General features: G+C 37.7%; 14 protein-coding genes. 8 read left to right on the forward strand and 6 right to left on the reverse strand.

Features of this window, described 5'->3' with window-relative positions; translation table 11 throughout:
• Nucleotides 1-2: 2 nt before the first annotated feature.
• The 3 genes from G7Y57_RS03715 to G7Y57_RS03725 form a co-directional block, all read right to left on the reverse strand.
• A complete protein-coding gene (locus tag G7Y57_RS03715; RefSeq protein WP_165020821.1) occupies nt 3-614 on the reverse strand; it encodes a DUF4290 domain-containing protein in 612 nt (203 codons plus the stop codon).
• A 140-nt stretch (nt 615-754) separates the two neighbouring features.
• Nucleotides 755-2,470, reverse strand: coding sequence for a S41 family peptidase (locus tag G7Y57_RS03720; RefSeq protein ID WP_165020822.1), 1,716 nt, complete (start codon nt 2,468-2,470; stop codon nt 755-757).
• A gap of 197 nt (nt 2,471-2,667) precedes the next feature.
• The gene (locus G7Y57_RS03725; RefSeq protein ID WP_165020823.1) at nt 2,668-3,996 is read right to left on the reverse strand and encodes a deoxyguanosinetriphosphate triphosphohydrolase; all 1,329 of its coding nucleotides are present in this window, start codon (nt 3,994-3,996) and stop codon (nt 2,668-2,670) included.
• A gap of 222 nt (nt 3,997-4,218) precedes the next feature.
• On the opposite strand from G7Y57_RS03725, the gene G7Y57_RS03730 reads away from it, so the two are divergent.
• The 3 genes from G7Y57_RS03730 to G7Y57_RS03740 all read left to right on the forward strand — a co-directional run bounded on the left by G7Y57_RS03730 (nt 4,219) and on the right by G7Y57_RS03740 (nt 8,172).
• Nucleotides 4,219-5,094 (forward strand): aldose 1-epimerase family protein, encoded by an 876-nt coding sequence (locus G7Y57_RS03730; RefSeq protein WP_165020824.1) that lies wholly within the window; start codon nt 4,219-4,221, stop codon nt 5,092-5,094.
• A 104-nt stretch (nt 5,095-5,198) separates the two neighbouring features.
• Nucleotides 5,199-6,602 carry a DHA2 family efflux MFS transporter permease subunit gene (locus G7Y57_RS03735; protein ID WP_165020825.1) on the forward strand — a complete coding sequence of 468 codons (1,404 nt, stop codon included), beginning with the start codon at nt 5,199-5,201 and terminating at the stop codon, nt 6,600-6,602.
• A gap of 7 nt (nt 6,603-6,609) precedes the next feature.
• Entirely contained in the window at nt 6,610-8,172 is a 1,563-nt protein-coding gene (locus tag G7Y57_RS03740; protein WP_165020826.1) for an NAD(P)/FAD-dependent oxidoreductase, read from the forward strand.
• 69 nt (nt 8,173-8,241) lie between these two features.
• On the opposite strand, the gene G7Y57_RS03745 is transcribed toward G7Y57_RS03740, so the two are convergent.
• The 3 genes from G7Y57_RS03745 to mgtE all read right to left on the reverse strand — a co-directional run bounded on the left by G7Y57_RS03745 (nt 8,242) and on the right by mgtE (nt 11,398).
• Nucleotides 8,242-9,273: a zinc-dependent metalloproteinase lipoprotein gene (locus tag G7Y57_RS03745; protein ID WP_255491322.1), complete on the reverse strand. Its 1,032-nt coding sequence runs from the start codon at nt 9,271-9,273 to the stop codon at nt 8,242-8,244.
• 100 nt (nt 9,274-9,373) lie between these two features.
• Entirely contained in the window at nt 9,374-9,931 is a 558-nt protein-coding gene (locus G7Y57_RS03750) for a maltose acetyltransferase domain-containing protein (RefSeq protein ID WP_165020827.1), read from the reverse strand.
• 75 nt (nt 9,932-10,006) lie between these two features.
• Nucleotides 10,007-11,398, reverse strand: coding sequence for a magnesium transporter (gene mgtE / locus G7Y57_RS03755; protein ID WP_165020828.1), 1,392 nt, complete (start codon nt 11,396-11,398; stop codon nt 10,007-10,009).
• A 216-nt stretch (nt 11,399-11,614) separates the two neighbouring features.
• On the opposite strand from mgtE, the gene G7Y57_RS03760 reads away from it, so the two are divergent.
• The 5 genes from G7Y57_RS03760 (at nt 11,615) to G7Y57_RS03780 (ending at nt 17,935) form a co-directional block, all read left to right on the forward strand.
• Nucleotides 11,615-12,070 carry a Fur family transcriptional regulator gene (locus G7Y57_RS03760; RefSeq protein WP_255491323.1) on the forward strand — a complete coding sequence of 152 codons (456 nt, stop codon included), beginning with the start codon at nt 11,615-11,617 and terminating at the stop codon, nt 12,068-12,070.
• Between the two features lie 19 nt (nt 12,071-12,089).
• A complete protein-coding gene (locus tag G7Y57_RS03765) occupies nt 12,090-14,543 on the forward strand; it encodes a TonB-dependent receptor (RefSeq protein WP_165020830.1) in 2,454 nt (817 codons plus the stop codon).
• Between the two features lie 23 nt (nt 14,544-14,566).
• Nucleotides 14,567-15,163: a DUF4625 domain-containing protein gene (locus tag G7Y57_RS03770; RefSeq protein WP_165020831.1), complete on the forward strand. Its 597-nt coding sequence runs from the start codon at nt 14,567-14,569 to the stop codon at nt 15,161-15,163.
• Nucleotides 15,164-15,176: 13 nt separating this feature from the next.
• Nucleotides 15,177-15,779 (forward strand): DUF4625 domain-containing protein, encoded by a 603-nt coding sequence (locus G7Y57_RS03775; protein WP_165020832.1) that lies wholly within the window; start codon nt 15,177-15,179, stop codon nt 15,777-15,779.
• Between the two features lie 125 nt (nt 15,780-15,904).
• Complete coding sequence (locus G7Y57_RS03780) at nt 15,905-17,935, forward strand: TonB-dependent receptor plug domain-containing protein (protein ID WP_221412103.1); 2,031 nt, start codon at nt 15,905-15,907, stop codon at nt 17,933-17,935.

Below are 17,935 nucleotides of genomic sequence, written 5' to 3' on the forward strand. Positions count from 1 at the left end.
TCTTATTTTTTACGTTGTTGGGAGTTGTTTTTCTTGCCTCCGTTATTGTTATTATTGTTACGTTGGCCCAAGTCTTTCATCTCCGGTAACTTGATATTGGAATCTCTGATATCTATTTTCTTATCAGACAGATCATATAAATCGAAAAATATTTTCGGATCTTCGACTTCTTTATTCCATTGGATATAAGACTTCTTCATGTGTGTAGCAATAAGTATTACGAATTGCTCTTTTTCTTCAGGATCTTCGATAGTTGTAGCTATTCGAATCATCTTTTCCAGCGTTTTTCCGTAATGTCTGTATTCCATATCAGGGCGGCTGTATTCAAGCTTTCCCGGTTTGCTATATAGATCCTCTTTCTTGATAATCTCGTAAGGATAATCAATGTCTAATTTGAAATCTGACATAATAGCCAAATGATCCCAAAGTATATGTTTGAAGTCGTTAACGTCACGAAGATGTGGAAATAAATTTCCCATTATATTGATTATTGAGTTTGCGCAACGTTTGCGTTCCGAACGATCTTCAATCGTCAGGCAATAATCGACCATGTTTTGAATATTTCTTCCATATTCGGGAAGCGCTAGTTTTTCTAGCTGCGTATTATATTCCATTTGTAAAATATTATAAGACAAGTAGGTTAAGTAATATTAATTGCTTATCGCCTTGTGTTTTTTGATTGTAATAAGTTGTTAGTCTTTACTTTATTGGGGCAATAGAGATGTTTTGTACCCTAAGCCTACAAAGATAATATTTATTTGTCTGTTTCTGTCGGAACAGACAAAGTTTCTTTATACAGTTTAGGATCGTTTAATACCTCCAGTGCTTTAGCTAAAGTTTTATCTCTCTGCAAAGTAAACATATATTCGCCTCTTTCGTGAAAATAACGTTTTACAACCTCTGTATTTATCTGTTGCATAATCTCTTCTTTGAATGTATCCAAGTCACGGTTAAGGTTAGGTACTAATTTCGCTTCCAGAGCCTTATATTCTTCATCGGCTGATTTCATATATCCTTCAAATTCCATAACTTCTTTAAGCGAGGCCATCGATTTTTCGCTCATACGGTCATATTGGAAATCCTTCGATTTAACGAATTCTTTAAAATTCTCATAATCTTCGTCCGTAATATTGAAAGTTTTAGGAGACTCTATCGATTTATGTTTTAAAGCCCAGTTTGTAACCCAGTCGAATACAATAAATTGATTAGAAAGGTAGTAAGTGATGGTAGGTACTTTGTCCTCTTTCAGTTCGATATCGGGAGAAACACCACCACCATCTCTCACAGGGCGTCCTACTTCCGTATAGAATACAGTGGTTAAGCTGTCAGGAATGCGTCCGGCACTGCCATCAGGGTTGCGATGCGAATAATCAATTGCTTGCACGCATCGACCGCTTGGTATGTAGTATTTAGATGTAGTAACCTTCAAGCTACCGCCATAAGGCATTTCGCGAGGCGATTGAACTAACCCTTTTCCAAATGTACGTTCTCCTACCAGTATTGCTCTATCCATATCTTGGAATGCTCCGGCTACGATTTCAGCTGCTGATGCAGAACCTTTATCTACAAGAACTACTAATGGTATTTCATTATCTATCGGCTCTAATGTAGTACGGTATGTTCTATCCCCTTGTTTTAGTCTTCCTTTGGTAGATAAAACTACTTTTCCTTTTGGCACAAACATATTCACTATCTGTACAGCTTCTTCCATTATACCGCCGGGATTTTGACGAAGGTCTAATACGAGTGATGTTACACCTTGCTTTTTTAGATCTAGAAACGCTTTTTTTACTTCTGCTGCGCTCTTGTCTGTGAATCCATTCAGATTGATATACCCTGTTTTAGGGCTCACTAGACCGTGATAAGGGACAACATCTACAATTATTTTTTCACGAGTCAGTTTCACTTCTACAGGCTTTTTTTCACCCGGGCGTTCTACTTTTATAGTTATAATTGTTCCCGGCAGTCCTTTCAGATTAGAACTAACAAAGTTGCTAAGTGTGCGTGCATAAGCTTCTCCTTCTTTTTTCTCACACTTAGTCATGTCTTTTCCATCTATTTCGAGGATGTAATCACCGGCTTTTAGTCCGGCTTTTGCTGCGGGTTTGCCTTCAAATGGTTCTGTGATAGATATTTTTCCGTCTTTGTATATAATTCCGGCTCCAATTCCTGCATATTCGCCGGTGGTCATGAAAGTAAAATCTTTCATATTATTTTCATCGAAATACTCGGTATACGGGTCTAAGCTTCCGAGCATATTGTCGATTCCGGTTCTCACAGTCTTGGTTATATCTAAACTATCTACATAGAATAGATCTAGCTCACGAAGTATCGAGTTGTAAATATCTATGTTTTTATTTATATCGAAGTAACGTTGTTGATCTTGGTTTTGAGGTTGTGTATTTTGAGCATTTATTGCTGATGTGCCAATTATAGAGAGGACAAATAGAACGATTAATTTATTTTTCATTGACTCTAAATTATATATTATTTTTTTGTTTCAAATTTTAACAACAAAGGAAATACTTTTTTATGTATCTCGAAATTTAACAGACCGATAAGTCTAATAAAAAAAGTGAAAATATGAAGAAACCACCTAAAAAATTGTCTATGAATCATTTTAGAACCTAAAGTCGGCCAATTTCCTATATTTTCGGGGCTATTTATTTATACAGTCGGTAAACTCATACCTGTTATTTTGCGATACAGATCGAGAGCATATACATCTGTCATTCCCGAAACAAAATCGAGTATAGCAAGAATACGATCGTAAAGGCTTGATGCATGTATATCGTACTGTTCAGGAACTCTGCTAAGAATGAGTTCTGAATATTTTGCTTCGGGCGATTGTATAGCATTGATGAATGTATCGAGAAGAAAACCTATAATGCGATGTCCTGCCAATTCTATATCTACTACATCTTTTGTCTTATATATTCTTTTTACACTCACATCTGTGCATACTTTATAAGCCTGATTGGGTAATGATGATATTCTCTTGATGAGTGCACCCTCAAAAGTACCATCTAATATAGTTTCTTCGTTTTCGAGAAATACTTGGGTACATTCGTCTACTAATAAACCTATTACGCTAGATCGCAAATAGGCGATCTGTTCGTTGGTGTCATTTACTAATAGCATTGTTTTTTGCATCTTTGCTTGTCTTTCTTCCGAGAAATACTGTAAGAAAAGATTGATTGTTTCTTCTCTCGAAAGTATTCCAAGTTTATGCGCATCCTCAATATCCATTATTTTGTAACAAATATCGTCTGCTGCTTCCACGAGATAGACTAGGGGATGACGAGCAAATTTAAGTGGGTTTTCCTGTATGCAAATCATACCAAGTTCTTCCGCTATTTTTTTGAAATCCTCTTCTTCTGATTGGAAAAATCCGAATTTACCTTTTCCATTAGCAGCAACAGCAGAATAAGGATATTTCGCTATAGATGCCAGCGTGGAGTAGGTCATAACGAAGCCTCCACGACGACGACCATTAAATTGGTGGATTAGTAAGCGGATTGAATTGGCATTTCCTTCAAAGTTGGTCAGGTCTTCCCATCTTCCTCCTCCGTCTCTTACTTTCGCTTCAAGCGATTGTCCGTTACCTTCTTTAAAATAGCTGGTAATAGCTGTCTCGCCCGAATGACCGAAAGGGGGGTTTCCTAAGTCGTGGGCTAAACAAGCAGCAGCGACAATCGAGCTTATTTCCTCAAAATCGGTAGTTGCATTTGGATACCTTTTTCTCAATTCTTTTCCTACAATTACTCCAAGCGAGCGTCCCACACACGAAACCTCTATGCTATGTGTTAGTCTGTTATGTACAAATACGCTACCGGGAAGAGGGAAAACTTGTGTCTTATTTTGTAATCGGCGAAAGGGCGATGAGAAAATCAGCCTATCATAATCCCGTTGGAAGTCAGTTCGGTCATGCCGTCTCTCATCATGAAACTCTTCCATGCCGAATCGTTTAGAAGAGAGGAGTTGTTGCCAATTCATTATTATATTTTTTTATTTAAACCAAAGATATTAAAATAATACGCTATAGCTGTAATTTTTTTGTAAATATCAAATTGAAATAACTACTTTTAATCTGTTAAGTAAAATAACCTATTTAATGTCATGTTTTAAAACTATAACTATCAATCATTGTTATATTTGGATGGCTAATCAATAGGTCTGTGACCTCAGAATATTCATACGGAAGAATAAATTGGTAATATGAAAACACTTGAAAATGATCATTTAACAGTAAAAGTAAAACCGGAAGGAGCAGAGTTAACGAGTATAAGAAACAATAAGACAGGCGTTGAGTATCTCTGGCATGCAGACCCTACATTTTGGAAACGCCATTCTCCTGTTCTTTTTCCTATCGTAGGTAGTTTATGGAATAATGAATTGAGAAATGATGGTAATACTTTTAATATGTCTCAGCATGGATTTGCCCGTGATGAGTATTTTGAGTTATTATCGGCTACTTCTACTGAAGTCTTTTATCAACTAGTAAGCCATAGGGAAACATTGGCAAAATATCCATTTCCATTTCAATTGGAAATAGGTTATCGATTAAAGGATAATCGTATCGAAGTGATTTGGAAAGTAAAGAATATAGGCGATTCAACGATGTATTTTCAGATAGGTGCTCATCCGGCATTTAATTATCCCGATTTTGATGGCTCAACGGATGAAAGGGGATATTTTTCTTTTGATAAATCAGAGGGGTTAGAGTATAGCCTGTTAGGCGAAAAGGGCTGTGCGCTACCAGCCAAATATAATCTTGATACACAAGATGGCTTGCTACCTATTAATGTCCATACTTTCGATATTGATACATTGATTTTTGAAGATAGTCAATTGACTCGTGTATCTCTTTTGGATAATAGTAAAAATCCTTATATAACTCTGCATTTTAATGCCCCTGTTCTCGGACTGTGGTCACCTCCCCGCAAAAATGCTCCGTTTATATGTATCGAACCGTGGTATGGACGCTGCGATAGGGTGGGATATAGCGGAGAGTTTAAAGATAAAGACTGGATGAATTCACTTGCAGCCGGAGAAGTATTTAAGAGTTCTTATATAATTGAAATAGAGGTTTAGTGTTTTAACCCTTATAGTTATTTCTTATGACTTATTGATGCTGTATCTTTCTGTTTCATTCTAAAAATGTTTCTACCTTTGCACCCGATTATTAACATTTGTAAATGAAGTTAGATAGATCTATAACAGTGTCGCTTATTGTAGCTATTGCATTCTTTATGCAAGGCCTTGATACGACTGCTGTTAATACGGCTATTCCCGCTATGGCGCGATCGTTTGGAACAGATGTCGTTCACCTTAGTTCGGGAGTGACATCTTATCTTATCGCTTTAGCTATTTTCATCCCGGTCAGCGGATGGATTGCCGATCGCTTTGGTACCCGTAGGGTGTTTTGTACTGCAATAGTCTTATTTATTATAGCTTCTATACTGTGTGGCAGTTCTCAAAATTTAACTCAGTTTGTTATATTTCGCATAATGCAGGGTATGGCAGGAGCGATGATGACTCCTGTCGGGCGTTTGGCTGTATTGAAAGCTACGCCGAAAGAGAATCTGGTTGTGGCTATGGCTTATATCACATGGCCTGCATTAGTCGCACCGATATTAGGTCCATTAGTTGGAGGTTATCTTACTACTTACTGGACATGGCATTGGATATTTTTTCTGAATATACCATTTGGGATTATTTGTGTGGCTTTGGCATGGCATTTTATACCAAAAGAGGAAGCAACCGAAGAACCTAAAAAACGCTTTGATGTAGTTGGATTTGTATTAAGTGGCTTAGCTCTTGCAGGATTTATGTATGGGGTAGAATTGTTGAGTAGACCCGAAGTACCCTATTATGTTTCAATGGCTATCATTGTGATGGGGGTTCTTCTGTTGGTTTTCAATGTGAGGTATTCAAAGCATATTTCTAATCCGTTGATTGACTATACCGTTGTGAAGATTCCAACATATCGGGTTACCATATTTACAGGTTCGCTTTCGCGTATGGTTATAGGAGTCGCCCCATTTCTTGTTCCGCTGATGTTTCAGGAAGCATTTGGATTAAGTCCTTTCGAATCGGGGCTTCTATTCCTCTCTACAATGGCGGGTAATTTAGTTATGAAACCGATTACTGTATGGGTGATGCACCGTTTCAGCTTCAGGACTGTCTTAATTATCAATGGTTTTATGATTGTTGTATTTACGTTGCTGACAGCTATTCTCTTACCTACTACACCCAAGGTGCTTATTGTAGCTGTTATGTTCTTATCGGGAATGTTTCGTTCTATGCAGTTCAGTAGTATTACCACCCTTGCTTTTGTAGATATACCACAAGAGCGTATGACAACAGCAAATACACTTTATAGTACCGTTCAGCAAATGTCGACAGGTATGGGTATTGCTATGGGAGCCGTGTTCTTGCGTTTCTCGAATATGATAAATGGAGGTACAAACGGATATAGTGTTGCCGATTTCCGTTTATCATTTATCTTTGTAGCCATCCTCGGATTTATATCCTTATTTGGATATACTAAACTTGCGCCCGATGCCGGAGATGTAGTAAGGGTAAAGAAAAAACATTAAATTATTTATGCAAAAAGATATAGATTTACGTATCTCGCCCAAAGAGGCTGCCGATATCGAAATGGTTAAACAAATATTTGCTTCGCAGGCAGATATGCCGCTCCAAAATATCAGCTCAGTACGTATTCTTCGCCGTTCGATAGATGCCCGTCAGCGCAATATATTTATCAACCTGAAAGTAAGAGGGTATATTGATGAAGTGGAAAATGATGCTCAATTCGAGAGTACTTATTATCCGAATGTTTCGGAGTGTCCGCAGGCTATTGTTGTTGGTGCAGGTCCGGCAGGTCTATTTGCCGCTTTACGGTTGATAGAATTGGGTGTTCGTCCTATTGTTGTCGAAAGAGGAAAAAATGTGCGTGATCGTAAACGTGATACGGCTCTGATGAATCGTGAACATGTCGTAAACCCCGAATCTAATTATTGCTTTGGCGAAGGTGGAGCGGGAGCGTATTCGGATGGTAAACTCTATACCCGAAGCAAAAAAAGAGGTAATGTAGAAAAAATTCTGAATGTTTTCTGTCAGCATGGTGCTCATCCTTCTATCCTTGTAGATGCCCATCCTCATATAGGTACGGATAAATTATCGGGAATTATCGAAAAAATGCGTGTGCAGATTATTTCATCTGGAGGAGAAGTTCATTTCCAGACACGAATGAGTAAGCTTATTTTCGAAAATAATGAGATAAAAGGTATTGAAACAAATACAGGCAAAACATTCTTAGGGCAAGTAATATTGGCTACAGGGCATTCGGCCCGCGATGTATATTATATGCTCTATGATCAGAAAATAAAGATTGAAGCTAAAGGTTTGGCAGTTGGTTTTCGTATCGAACACCCTGCACATCTGATAGATCAGATACAATATCATTGTGTGGAAGGACGGGGAGAATATCTTCCTGCTGCCGAATATAGTTTTGTTGTTCAGGCGGGTGATCGAGGTGTATATTCATTCTGTATGTGCCCTGGAGGAACGGTTGTACCTTCGGCGAGTGGACCAAAACAAGTGGTTGTGAATGGTATGTCTCCGTCTAATCGTGGTTCCCGTTGGTCTAATTCGGGTGTCGTTGTAGAAATTCATCCCGAAGATTTTCCCGAATATGCTAAGTACAACGAGCTGGCACTATTAAAATTTCAGGAAGATCTGGAAGAATTGGCATGGGTGCACGGAGGGAAAACTCAGGTTGCTCCGGCTCAACGTATGCTCGATTTTGTAAATAATAAAATAAGTTCATCTTTACCCGATTCATCGTATGCTCCGGGTATTGTTTCGTCGCCTATGCACGAGTGGATGCCCAAATTTGTATCGTCACGATTGCAGGAAGCGTTCAAAAAAGTAGGAAATAATAGTAAAGGTTATTTGACTAACGAAGCCTTACTATTAGCGGTAGAAAGCCGAACTTCGTCGCCTGTTCGTGTGGTTCGCGATAGGGAAACTATGCAGCATGTCGAAATACAAGGGCTTTATCCATGTGGTGAAGGTGCCGGTTATGCCGGAGGTATAGTCTCTGCTGCTATGGATGGAGAGCGATGTGCAGAAGCCTTGGCAGCTAAAATGAAAGAAATTTGATAATATACTTTTGCTTTTGAAGAATAATAAAGAAGCCCTGCAAATTCATTATTTGCAGGGCTTCTTTATTCATTTCATTGTACGTATCGGTAGATCCATAGGACCATCTTGTGAATATGCTTTTGTTCTATCCTTTTTAGGTCCCGGTATCAGTGGGCTATAGGCCAGCACATGACGAATCCGTTCTTTTTGGTTCTGAGTAAATTGGTTTGATTTTGAAACCTCATAATCCATTATATTGTACGAAATAAACTTAGTTCCGCTACAGTTTATTCTTGTTATCAGATTGTTGTAAATATATTCATTTTCAGATAGCCCCTTGCGCCATATATTATATTCGCTGCGATTATACGTAGGAGTATCGGCGCAATAGTCTGTATCTTGGCATAGATTAGTATTTTCGTCATCTCCTTCGGAAAAAGCATGTAGCAGACCTAGGTAATGCCCTAATTCATGCGCTAGAGTAACTGTGATATCTGTTGGTCGATAAATTCTATCGTCACTCTGATCATATAGGTATGAATTGTTGATTGATACACAATAAGGAAAATTGAGATTGGAATGATTGAGGATGCGATCTGTCTGATTAAGTCCTTCTAAAGAATTAGATGTAAGAGTAAAGGGTAGGTGAGAAATGCCTAATGCATTTTCGTCAGTGAATGTATATAGCATTATATTAATATATTGGTCTACATTCCAGAGCAATTTAGCATTTGTCGCGCTTTCAGTTTCCATAAATTTCTCGCAATCCATTACCGGTGTTTGCCATAGAATGCGTTCAACTCCCGGTTCTGATAAGGTATTACCCTTGGGATCTACAGTTGCCATCACAAATTCGATATTGATATCTGTGCCATTTGCATTTAGTTTACTTTGATAAAGCTTATTGCAAGCAGCTACGATCTGACTTAAACGACCTTTATCTACATATTGATAGGGATCATTCTGATTCTGGTATAGTACATGGAAAATTATAGGTATCTCGTAATGATAATTATCTGTGACAACAATTTGTGGCTGATCTTTTTCTTCGTCAGAATCTTTACAGCTGATAGATAGGAATAAAATAGAGAGCAGAAGTATTAATTTTATCTTCATCATAATATTTTTTGAAATAGAATTCCAAAAGTAGTGTTTTGATTTTGATATATAATTATCTCGACATGTATTGTTAAATTATATCAGTTATATAGTAGTAGGCTTAATCTAGTTCTTTGATTACTTTCGCCGGATTACCACCTACTAATACATTATCGGGTATATCTTTTATTACAACGGCACCCGATGCTATAACTACATTATTTCCGATAGTTACGCCCGGATTTATAATTGCACCTCCGCCTATCCAAACGTTATCGCCAATTGTTATAGGTTCACCATACTCTAAGCCCGTAAGACGCATTTTTGCATCTGTCGGACGTGTAGCTGTATAGATATGTACGCTAGGAGCAAGCAGACAATTATCCCCAATCTCTATTCGACATACATCGAGCATTACACAGTCGAAATTGGCATAAAAGTTTTCTCCTACATGTATATTATACCCATAGTCACATTTGAAAGTTGGTTCGACAGTAATAGATTTTCCTTTCTTTCCAAATAACCTGTTGAGAATATCCGTTCGTAGATTATCATCTTGTGGTATGGAATGATTGTATGTATGGAGTAATTCTTTTGTCTGAATTCTTTCCTGAGCTAATTCTGTATCACCGGCAAAATATAATTCGCCGGCTAACATTTTTTCTTTTTCAGTTTTCATATTGTCTCTTTCTACTGATTAATAATCAAATATATGAAAAAGACTTTTAAATCATTCTATTTTTAGTGTAAGGAATTATCCGTGCATTATCGGGCCGAATATCCAGCTTGCAATAGTCAGATAAATAATAAGTCCTGTTACATCGACAATCGTAGCTACAAATGGAGCTGAAGATGTAGCAGGGTCGGCTCCCAATCTGCGGAGAATAAAAGGAAGCATCGAGCCAATGAGTGAACCCCACAATACGATTCCCACCAGAGCCAGTGATACGGTAGAGGCTACCATAATCCAATGATCACCATATAGATTCGGGAAAATGAAGTGCCATACATATATTCTGAAGAAACCTATCGATCCCAGTATAATACCAAGAGAAAGCCCGGATATTATTTCGCGTCGGAATACAGTTGTCCAGTCTTTCAGTTTTACTTCGCCGGTCGCCATGGCTTGAATTATAAGAGTCGAAGCCTGCGATCCGCTATTTCCTCCGCTCGAAATCATTAGCGGCAGAAACATTGCCAAGACAATGACCTGTGCCAACTGATCTTCGTAATACTGCATAACCGAAGCCGTCAGTAATTCGCCGATGAATAATACAATAAGCCAACCAGCTCTTTTCCATACCAGTTTGTGTATAGGCAAATCGAGATATGGTTCTTCGAGTGCGGCTGTACCCCCCATTCGTTGCATGTCCTCAGAATATTCTTCGTCTGCAACCCAAAGTATATCGTCGATAGTAACGATACCTAAAATGACTCCTTGGGCATCTATAACAGGGAGAGCTACCCTATTATTCATTTTGAATATTTTGATAGCATCTTCAGCAGGGGTATGTGCTCTAAGATATATAAGCCGTCCATCAATAAGCTCTGATAGAGTTGATTGCGGATCAGCGATTAATAAATCACGTATTCGAAGGTCATCAATGAGCACTCCGTTGTCATCGAGGATATAAATTACATCAATCGTTTCTGATGCTTTCCCATTGCGGCGTATATATGCTAAAGCCTGTTCTACGGTATAGTCTTTGTCTATAGCCATAAAATCAGGAGTCATCAGACGTCCTACACTATCTTCGGGATAAGAAAGGAGCATAAGTACTTCTTTCCTGTCGGCCGGAGATAAGAGCGATATCAGCCTGTGAAGGAGATCCTGGTCTTTCATCTCACCAAAGAAGGATACCCTGTCATCGGGAGGGAGACTATTGATAATCTCCGATATTTTATTTCCTGATAATTTCTTTATTACACGTTCCTGCGTCGGAACATCGAGAATTCTAAATACATTGACCGATCTGTTGAGGCTCATGGTATTGATAACCAAAGGAGCATAATCGGGTAATTCGTCGATAAGATCTTCTACATCAGAGATGTTGAGATTGTCTAGAAATTCTTGTAGTTGATTAAGATCTCCTGATTCTATTAGGAGTTCTGTTTCTTTCGCTAGTAGTTCCACATTCGCTTTCATCCATTATGTCTTAATTTGAGGTGAATATTATCAGAAATACTTCTATGGTAAAAATATTTCTGGGATGAACTCACATTTTTCAAACATTCGAATAAATCTTATATTATCAGCAATATAGAGGTATTCATTTGTAAAACGTGGCGCAAAGGTAGTCTTTATAATGCAGAGGGCTACAACTTTTTAAGAAAAAATATGTTGTATATAACGAGAATTGAAATGAAAAGTGTTACATTTGCAACATTGTTTCATTTGTATATATGTTTCATTATGGATGCGGAACAAATATTAAAGCACCACAATCTGAAGAATACAGGTTGTCGTAAGTTTATAATCAGCGAGTTGTTGTGTAATAATCTTGCTTTGTCGGAAAATGAGATAAAACAAGCATTGCCTGATCTTTTCGACCGTGTTACATTCTATCGTTCCCTAAAAACCTTAGAAGAGAAGAAGATAATACACCGCATCATTCTACACGATGCAACTATAAAATATGCTTTGAATAAAGAAGCTATGCCAAAAGAAGATCACGCCCATTTTCATTGTGTGAAATGCGATGGTGTGACATGCTTGGAAACGGAAGTAGAAATACCTTCAAATTTACCTACGGGTTTCTCTCTCGAATCGACACAGATTCTACTGGAAGGGACATGCCCTTCGTGTAAAAAGAAATAATATAAATATATTATATTGGATGAAGAAAATATTGTCCCTCATTTTATTCTTGGTTTGTAGCTTCTCTCTGTCTGCTCAGAATTATTATAGCGTAGCGGGAATAGTAAGAGACAGGGAAACAGGAGTTATCATCGAGAATGCTGCAGTGTCGCTCCAATCTACAAGTGTAGGAGCATTTACAGATACAGAAGGTAGATATAGTTTTTGTGATATTGCTCAAGGACACTATAGTTTATTAGTGCGCCATATGGGGCACATGACCGATACTGTAAATATAGATTTGAATAAAGATATTGTAGTTGATATTCAACTGCAGCGATCATCTAATGCATTAAAAGAGATAGTGGTAGAGGCTTACGGCCGTGGTGACGGGCACCCATCTTTAGGTACTACAACCGTTAACTATAGTTCCATATATAATATGCCAATAACGAACCTGTCCAAGATGTTGACTACTGTTCCTGGTGTAGCAACTATGGATATTGGGGCAGGTGTCTCTAAACCTGTTATCAGGGGGCTGGGTTTTAATCGCATAGCTGTTATAAATAAAGGTATTACACAGCAGAATCAACAATGGGGAGCCGATCATGGCATGGAAATAAGCCAGTTCGATTTTGAGTATATAAGTGTGCATAAAGGAGCTAGTTCGTTAATGTATGGCTCGGATGCCATGTCCGGAGCAATAGACATTACACCTGCAGGATTTAGAAGACAATCTCAAGATAAGAGCGATAAGGGTTTATTTAATGGGGAAGCGATTGTCTGGGGTGCTTCTAATAACGACTTGTATGGAGGTGCTTTTAAAGGGGAGTGGCAAAAAGATAAATATTTTATCCGAGGTGTTTATTCCTATCAGGACTTTGCCGATTATAGAGTACCTGCTGATGAATTTAATTATTTATCATATAATTTTCCTATTTACGATAGACGACTGAAAAATACAGCAGGCAGAGAGCGAAATATATCATTTTCTGCCGGATATATTCTTAAAAATGTTCGTACTATATTCAGTGTAAGTGATAATTATCAAAAAAACGGATTTTTTTCGGGTGCACATGGTATTCCCGATGCTGCTAATCTTATACCTGACGGATCTGTTCGCAATATTGAGATGCCATACAATACAGCTAATCATTTTACATTGACGAATAACACTGAATGGAAGACATCGTCGTTAAGACTGCTAATCAATACAGGATATCAGGATAATCACCGCACGGAACGTTCTTCATTTCATTCGCATTATGGAGAAGATGAGCATGATCATGAGGATGAAGACGATCATGGTCATTCTAGTCTGGAATTTGATTTCAGATTAAAGACTTATTCTACTAATGCGCGCTTGTTCTTCGATGAGAACCAAAAATGGAAAAAAACAATAGGAATGGCTCTCGAACATCAAAATAATGAGATAGGAGGGTATGATTTCTTTCTGCCACGTTTTAATCAAACAACCGGTGGAGTATTCTTTATAAACGATTATTCAGTGTCTTCTGATTTGAGTTTTACCGGTGGTTTGCGTTACGATATGGGTAAAATTGATATAAGCGGATTCTATGATGATGAGTTGGCTGAATATCTGAAAAATCAAGGCTATTCGCCCGAAGAAGTACAACAATATGCCCAAAGAGCCCTTGATGTAGATCGTCGCTTTAATAGTTTTTCAGGATCTGTCGGTGTGAATTATAACATGAAAGATTATTACAATGGATATTATACCATCAAAGCTAATATTGGTAAGAGCTATCGCTTTCCTACTGCCAACGAATTAGCATCTAATGGCGTTCATCACGGAGCATTTCGTCATGAAAAAGGAAATCCGGATTTGGATGCTGAACAAGGATATTCGTTTAATCTCGATCTTACTTGGGATAAATCTTCTACATATCAAGTTGAATTGAATTTATTTACCAATTACTTTTCTAATTTTATTTATCTTGAACCATCGAAGCAATGGTCTGTTTTACCCCATGCCGGACAATTATATAACTATCAGCAGGCAGAAGCCTTATTTGGCGGAGGCGAATATCGAATTTCGTGGCTTGCCTCAAATAATATAAAGCTGGCTACGCAAGGTGAATATGTTGTGAATAAAAATCTGGATAATAATTATCCATTACCTTTCACACCTCCTTTCACAATGAAAAATGAAATTTCGTACGGAAAATATAGATATTATGGAAATAATAAATCCAAATTAAGTCATTACGAAATCTCTCTCTCTCACCAGTGGTTTGCCGATCAGAATCGTATTGCTCAAGGTGAAGAAAAGACTCCCGGAACAAATCTGTTTAATGTAACAGCCGGAATAGATTATAAGGTGAGTAAGAAATGTACCATAAGGCTGAATGTGCAAGCGCAGAATATATTCGATACGCGTTATATGAATCATCTGAGTTTCTACAGAAAACTGAATATACCCGAACCGGGACGAAACATACAAGTATTTGTAAGAATACCATTTAGTAGTTGATTGTTAAATATAAAATAGCCAAGATGAAAAAGAATTTTTTATTTGTATTGTCTTTATTTGTAGTTCTAGGATTTGCATCATGTAGTAGTGATGATAATGATACTGAAAAACCGGTAATATCGAATATTGAACCTGCGGATGGTGATGTATTGGTGATAGGAGAGAAGGTTCATTTAGAAATTGATTTGAGTGATAACGAAGAATTGGCATCATACAAAATTGATATCCACAACAATTTTGATAACCACGAACATTCGAAAGCTAGTTCAAGTGACAGCATTGCATTTTCGTTTGTTAAAACATGGACGGATATTCATGGACAAAAAAATGCACATGTTCATCATCACGAAATAGAAATACCGAAAGAGATGATGGCAAGCGATGGTATATTAAAACCTGTTCGCGAAGGTAAATATCATTTTGTAATCTACTGTTTGGACGAGGCGGGAAATGAATCTGTTTTATCTCGCAATGTTTGCTATCATATACAGAACCCGAAGGAGGTCACGACGACGATCTTGGGCATAGCCACTAATAAATCTGTGAAATATATAAAAGAGGTTGTAAGCTTTAGATTTACAGCCTCTTTTTATTATATTTGCGCTTGTATTATGCATTAACATATAAAAATATATGAATAAACGTTTTCTGCTGATAGCTATATTTGTCTTGTGTACTATTATCACCTTTTTTTCTTGCGAAAAGAGCACGGAATCGAGTGATACGGAACCGCCTAAGATTATGGATGTGAAAACAAATATAAAAGATGCTGTAGTAACAGACCTTGGCGATTCTCTGTTTTTAAACACAGACTCACTGAATATTGCAAGAATAGATACAATTGTATTAGGACATCGTATTCTTTTTTCTGCTAGATTTACAGATAATGAAGCTCTATCGTCGTACAGGATTGTTATAGAGGTAGATTCTAACAATAAAGGAGATGAAAGTATCAAGGATGCAACATTTTATACAAATAGAGGGTGGACATTGTTTGGACAAGGGTTGGAATCTGTAAAAAAAGATACTACTATTGTGAAGCAGAACAGTATAATAACCACAGAGACTATTGAAGAGATGAAGGCTGGCGATACTGTCGCCAAAGATTATCCCGTAAGAGAAGGAGATTACTCCTTTAAAGTGTGCTGTGTTGATAAGGCGGGAAATCGAGATTCTTTAATCCGTACTATCAGATTATTAAGCAGTGAAACTATACTGAAAAGCCGTCTCCAGTAATAAATATAATTTATAATCGAAGCGTATATCTCACCGGATATACGCTTTTTTTATTTGTTAAAGCTTAAAGCTGTTCTTAAGAATGTTTTTACCTTTGTGCCGATAATTTTAATTTTATTAATGAAATGAAACAAAAACAGAAAAGTTTTAGTGATCAGCGGGCATATCGTTTCAAGCGGTTTGTCAGGAAAGGTTATGGTGCTTTCAACAGCATGCATAGGCTAGTTAACATTGGTGTTGTAGTAGGTTGCGTACTGACGATTGTACCTTCGGCAACAACTTCTGCTCAGTCTATAGGAGGAGAAGAGCAGCAAAAAGTGATGGAGAAAGAGTTGGATGAGGTGATGGTCACGGCCTCGCGTATAGAGATGCCGATAAATCAAACAGCCAAACTCGTAACGGTAATCTCTAAAGAACAGATTGCGCAGGCACCCGTCCAGAGTATCCAAGATCTGTTAGTGTATGTGGCTAACATTGATGTCATCCAGCGTGGAGGACATGGTGTACAAGCCGATATTTCGATCCGTGGAGGATCATTCGACCAAAATGCAATACTATTAAACGGAGTTAACCTATCCAATCCACACACGGGACATTATAGCTTCGACATTCCCATTAATCTTTCAGACATCGAACGTATCGAAATTCTTCATGGACCATCAGCCTTGGTTTATGGATCGAGTGCATTTTCGGGTGGTGTCAATATCATTACTAAGAAAGCACTAGATTCTAAAGCGTTTGCAAATGTAGAATCGGGTATGCACAAACTTCGGGGAATAGAAGTGAGGGGTGCTACTCAGATCGGTGCTACGAGCAATAGTTTATCAGTCGGTTATAATTCGTCCGAAGGTTATATTGCCAACAGCGACTACGACATCTACAATATGCTATGGCAAACACGATTAAAATTTAAAGGAGAATCTAAATTAGATCTACAATTGGGTTATAACGATAAAAAGTATGGAGCTAATACTTTTTATTCTCCTGCATTTCCCAATCAGTACGAGCGAACCAGCACCTATATGGGTTCGCTGAAAGGTGAATTTGGCTCTGCTCTTAAAATTATCCCTATCCTCTATTGGGACAGGCATCACGACCAATTCGATTTGGTAAAAGATACTGATTACGGCCGTAATTATCATCGGAATGATACTTATGGCGCTAACCTGATCTTTATGTACCGTTCTAAGCTGGGAGCTACAAGTCTAGGAGGGGAATTGCGCAGAGAAGATATCATGAGTAGCAATTTGGGCAAGCCAATGGTAGAGCCACACCGTAAATATAAGATGTATGACGACCGTATCAATGCCAGTGTGGTATTGGAACATACCTTGAATCTAAATAAATTTATAGTATCGGCAGGAGTATTAGTAAATCATAATACTTTATTGGATGGGGAGTATAAGTTTTTCCCTTCTGTCGATATCGGTTATCGGCCTATAGATGAGTTCAAGATATATACCTCGTGGAGCAAATCTACACGTATGCCTACATTTACAGACTTATATTATACAACTGAGACACATAATGGCAACGATGGCTTAAAGCCAGAGAAATCAGAATCGCTAGATCTCGGGTTTAAATACAATGATTCATTTGTGAGTGCCTATCTTACAGGTTTCCTGATGTGGGGACGTGATATTATTGATTGGGTGAAAATCAATCCCGAAGATAAAAAATGGGCATCATGGAATCACACTGAATTAAATACACAAGGTATAGAAGCCGGTGTTAAATTTCAATTGGGTAGTTATTTACCTGTATTAGGACGAAAATCTTATCTGGCATTCGATTATGCAAGATTGCATCAGGATTGCAATACAGATGGTCTTCAATCTATATTCTCGCTTAACTATTTGAGAGATAAATTTACAACACAGTTCAGTCACGAAATATATGACGGATTATCAGCCGGATGGTTCTTTCGCTATCAAAAGCGTATGGGCTCTTACGAAAAATATGAGAATCAGGTGAAAGTAGGTAATGAACGATACCCTGCTTTTTCGACACTAGATCTTAAATTGAATTATACGTATGATAATCTGAACTTTAATCTGAATCTGAATAATCTTTATAACACTGATTATTTTGACCGGGGTAATATTCCCCAACCCGGATTCTGGCTGATGGGTGGAATTAGTTATACATTTAAATAA

This window comes from Dysgonomonas sp. ZJ279 (assembly GCF_011039205.1).
Taxonomy (GTDB): domain Bacteria; phylum Bacteroidota; class Bacteroidia; order Bacteroidales; family Dysgonomonadaceae; genus Dysgonomonas.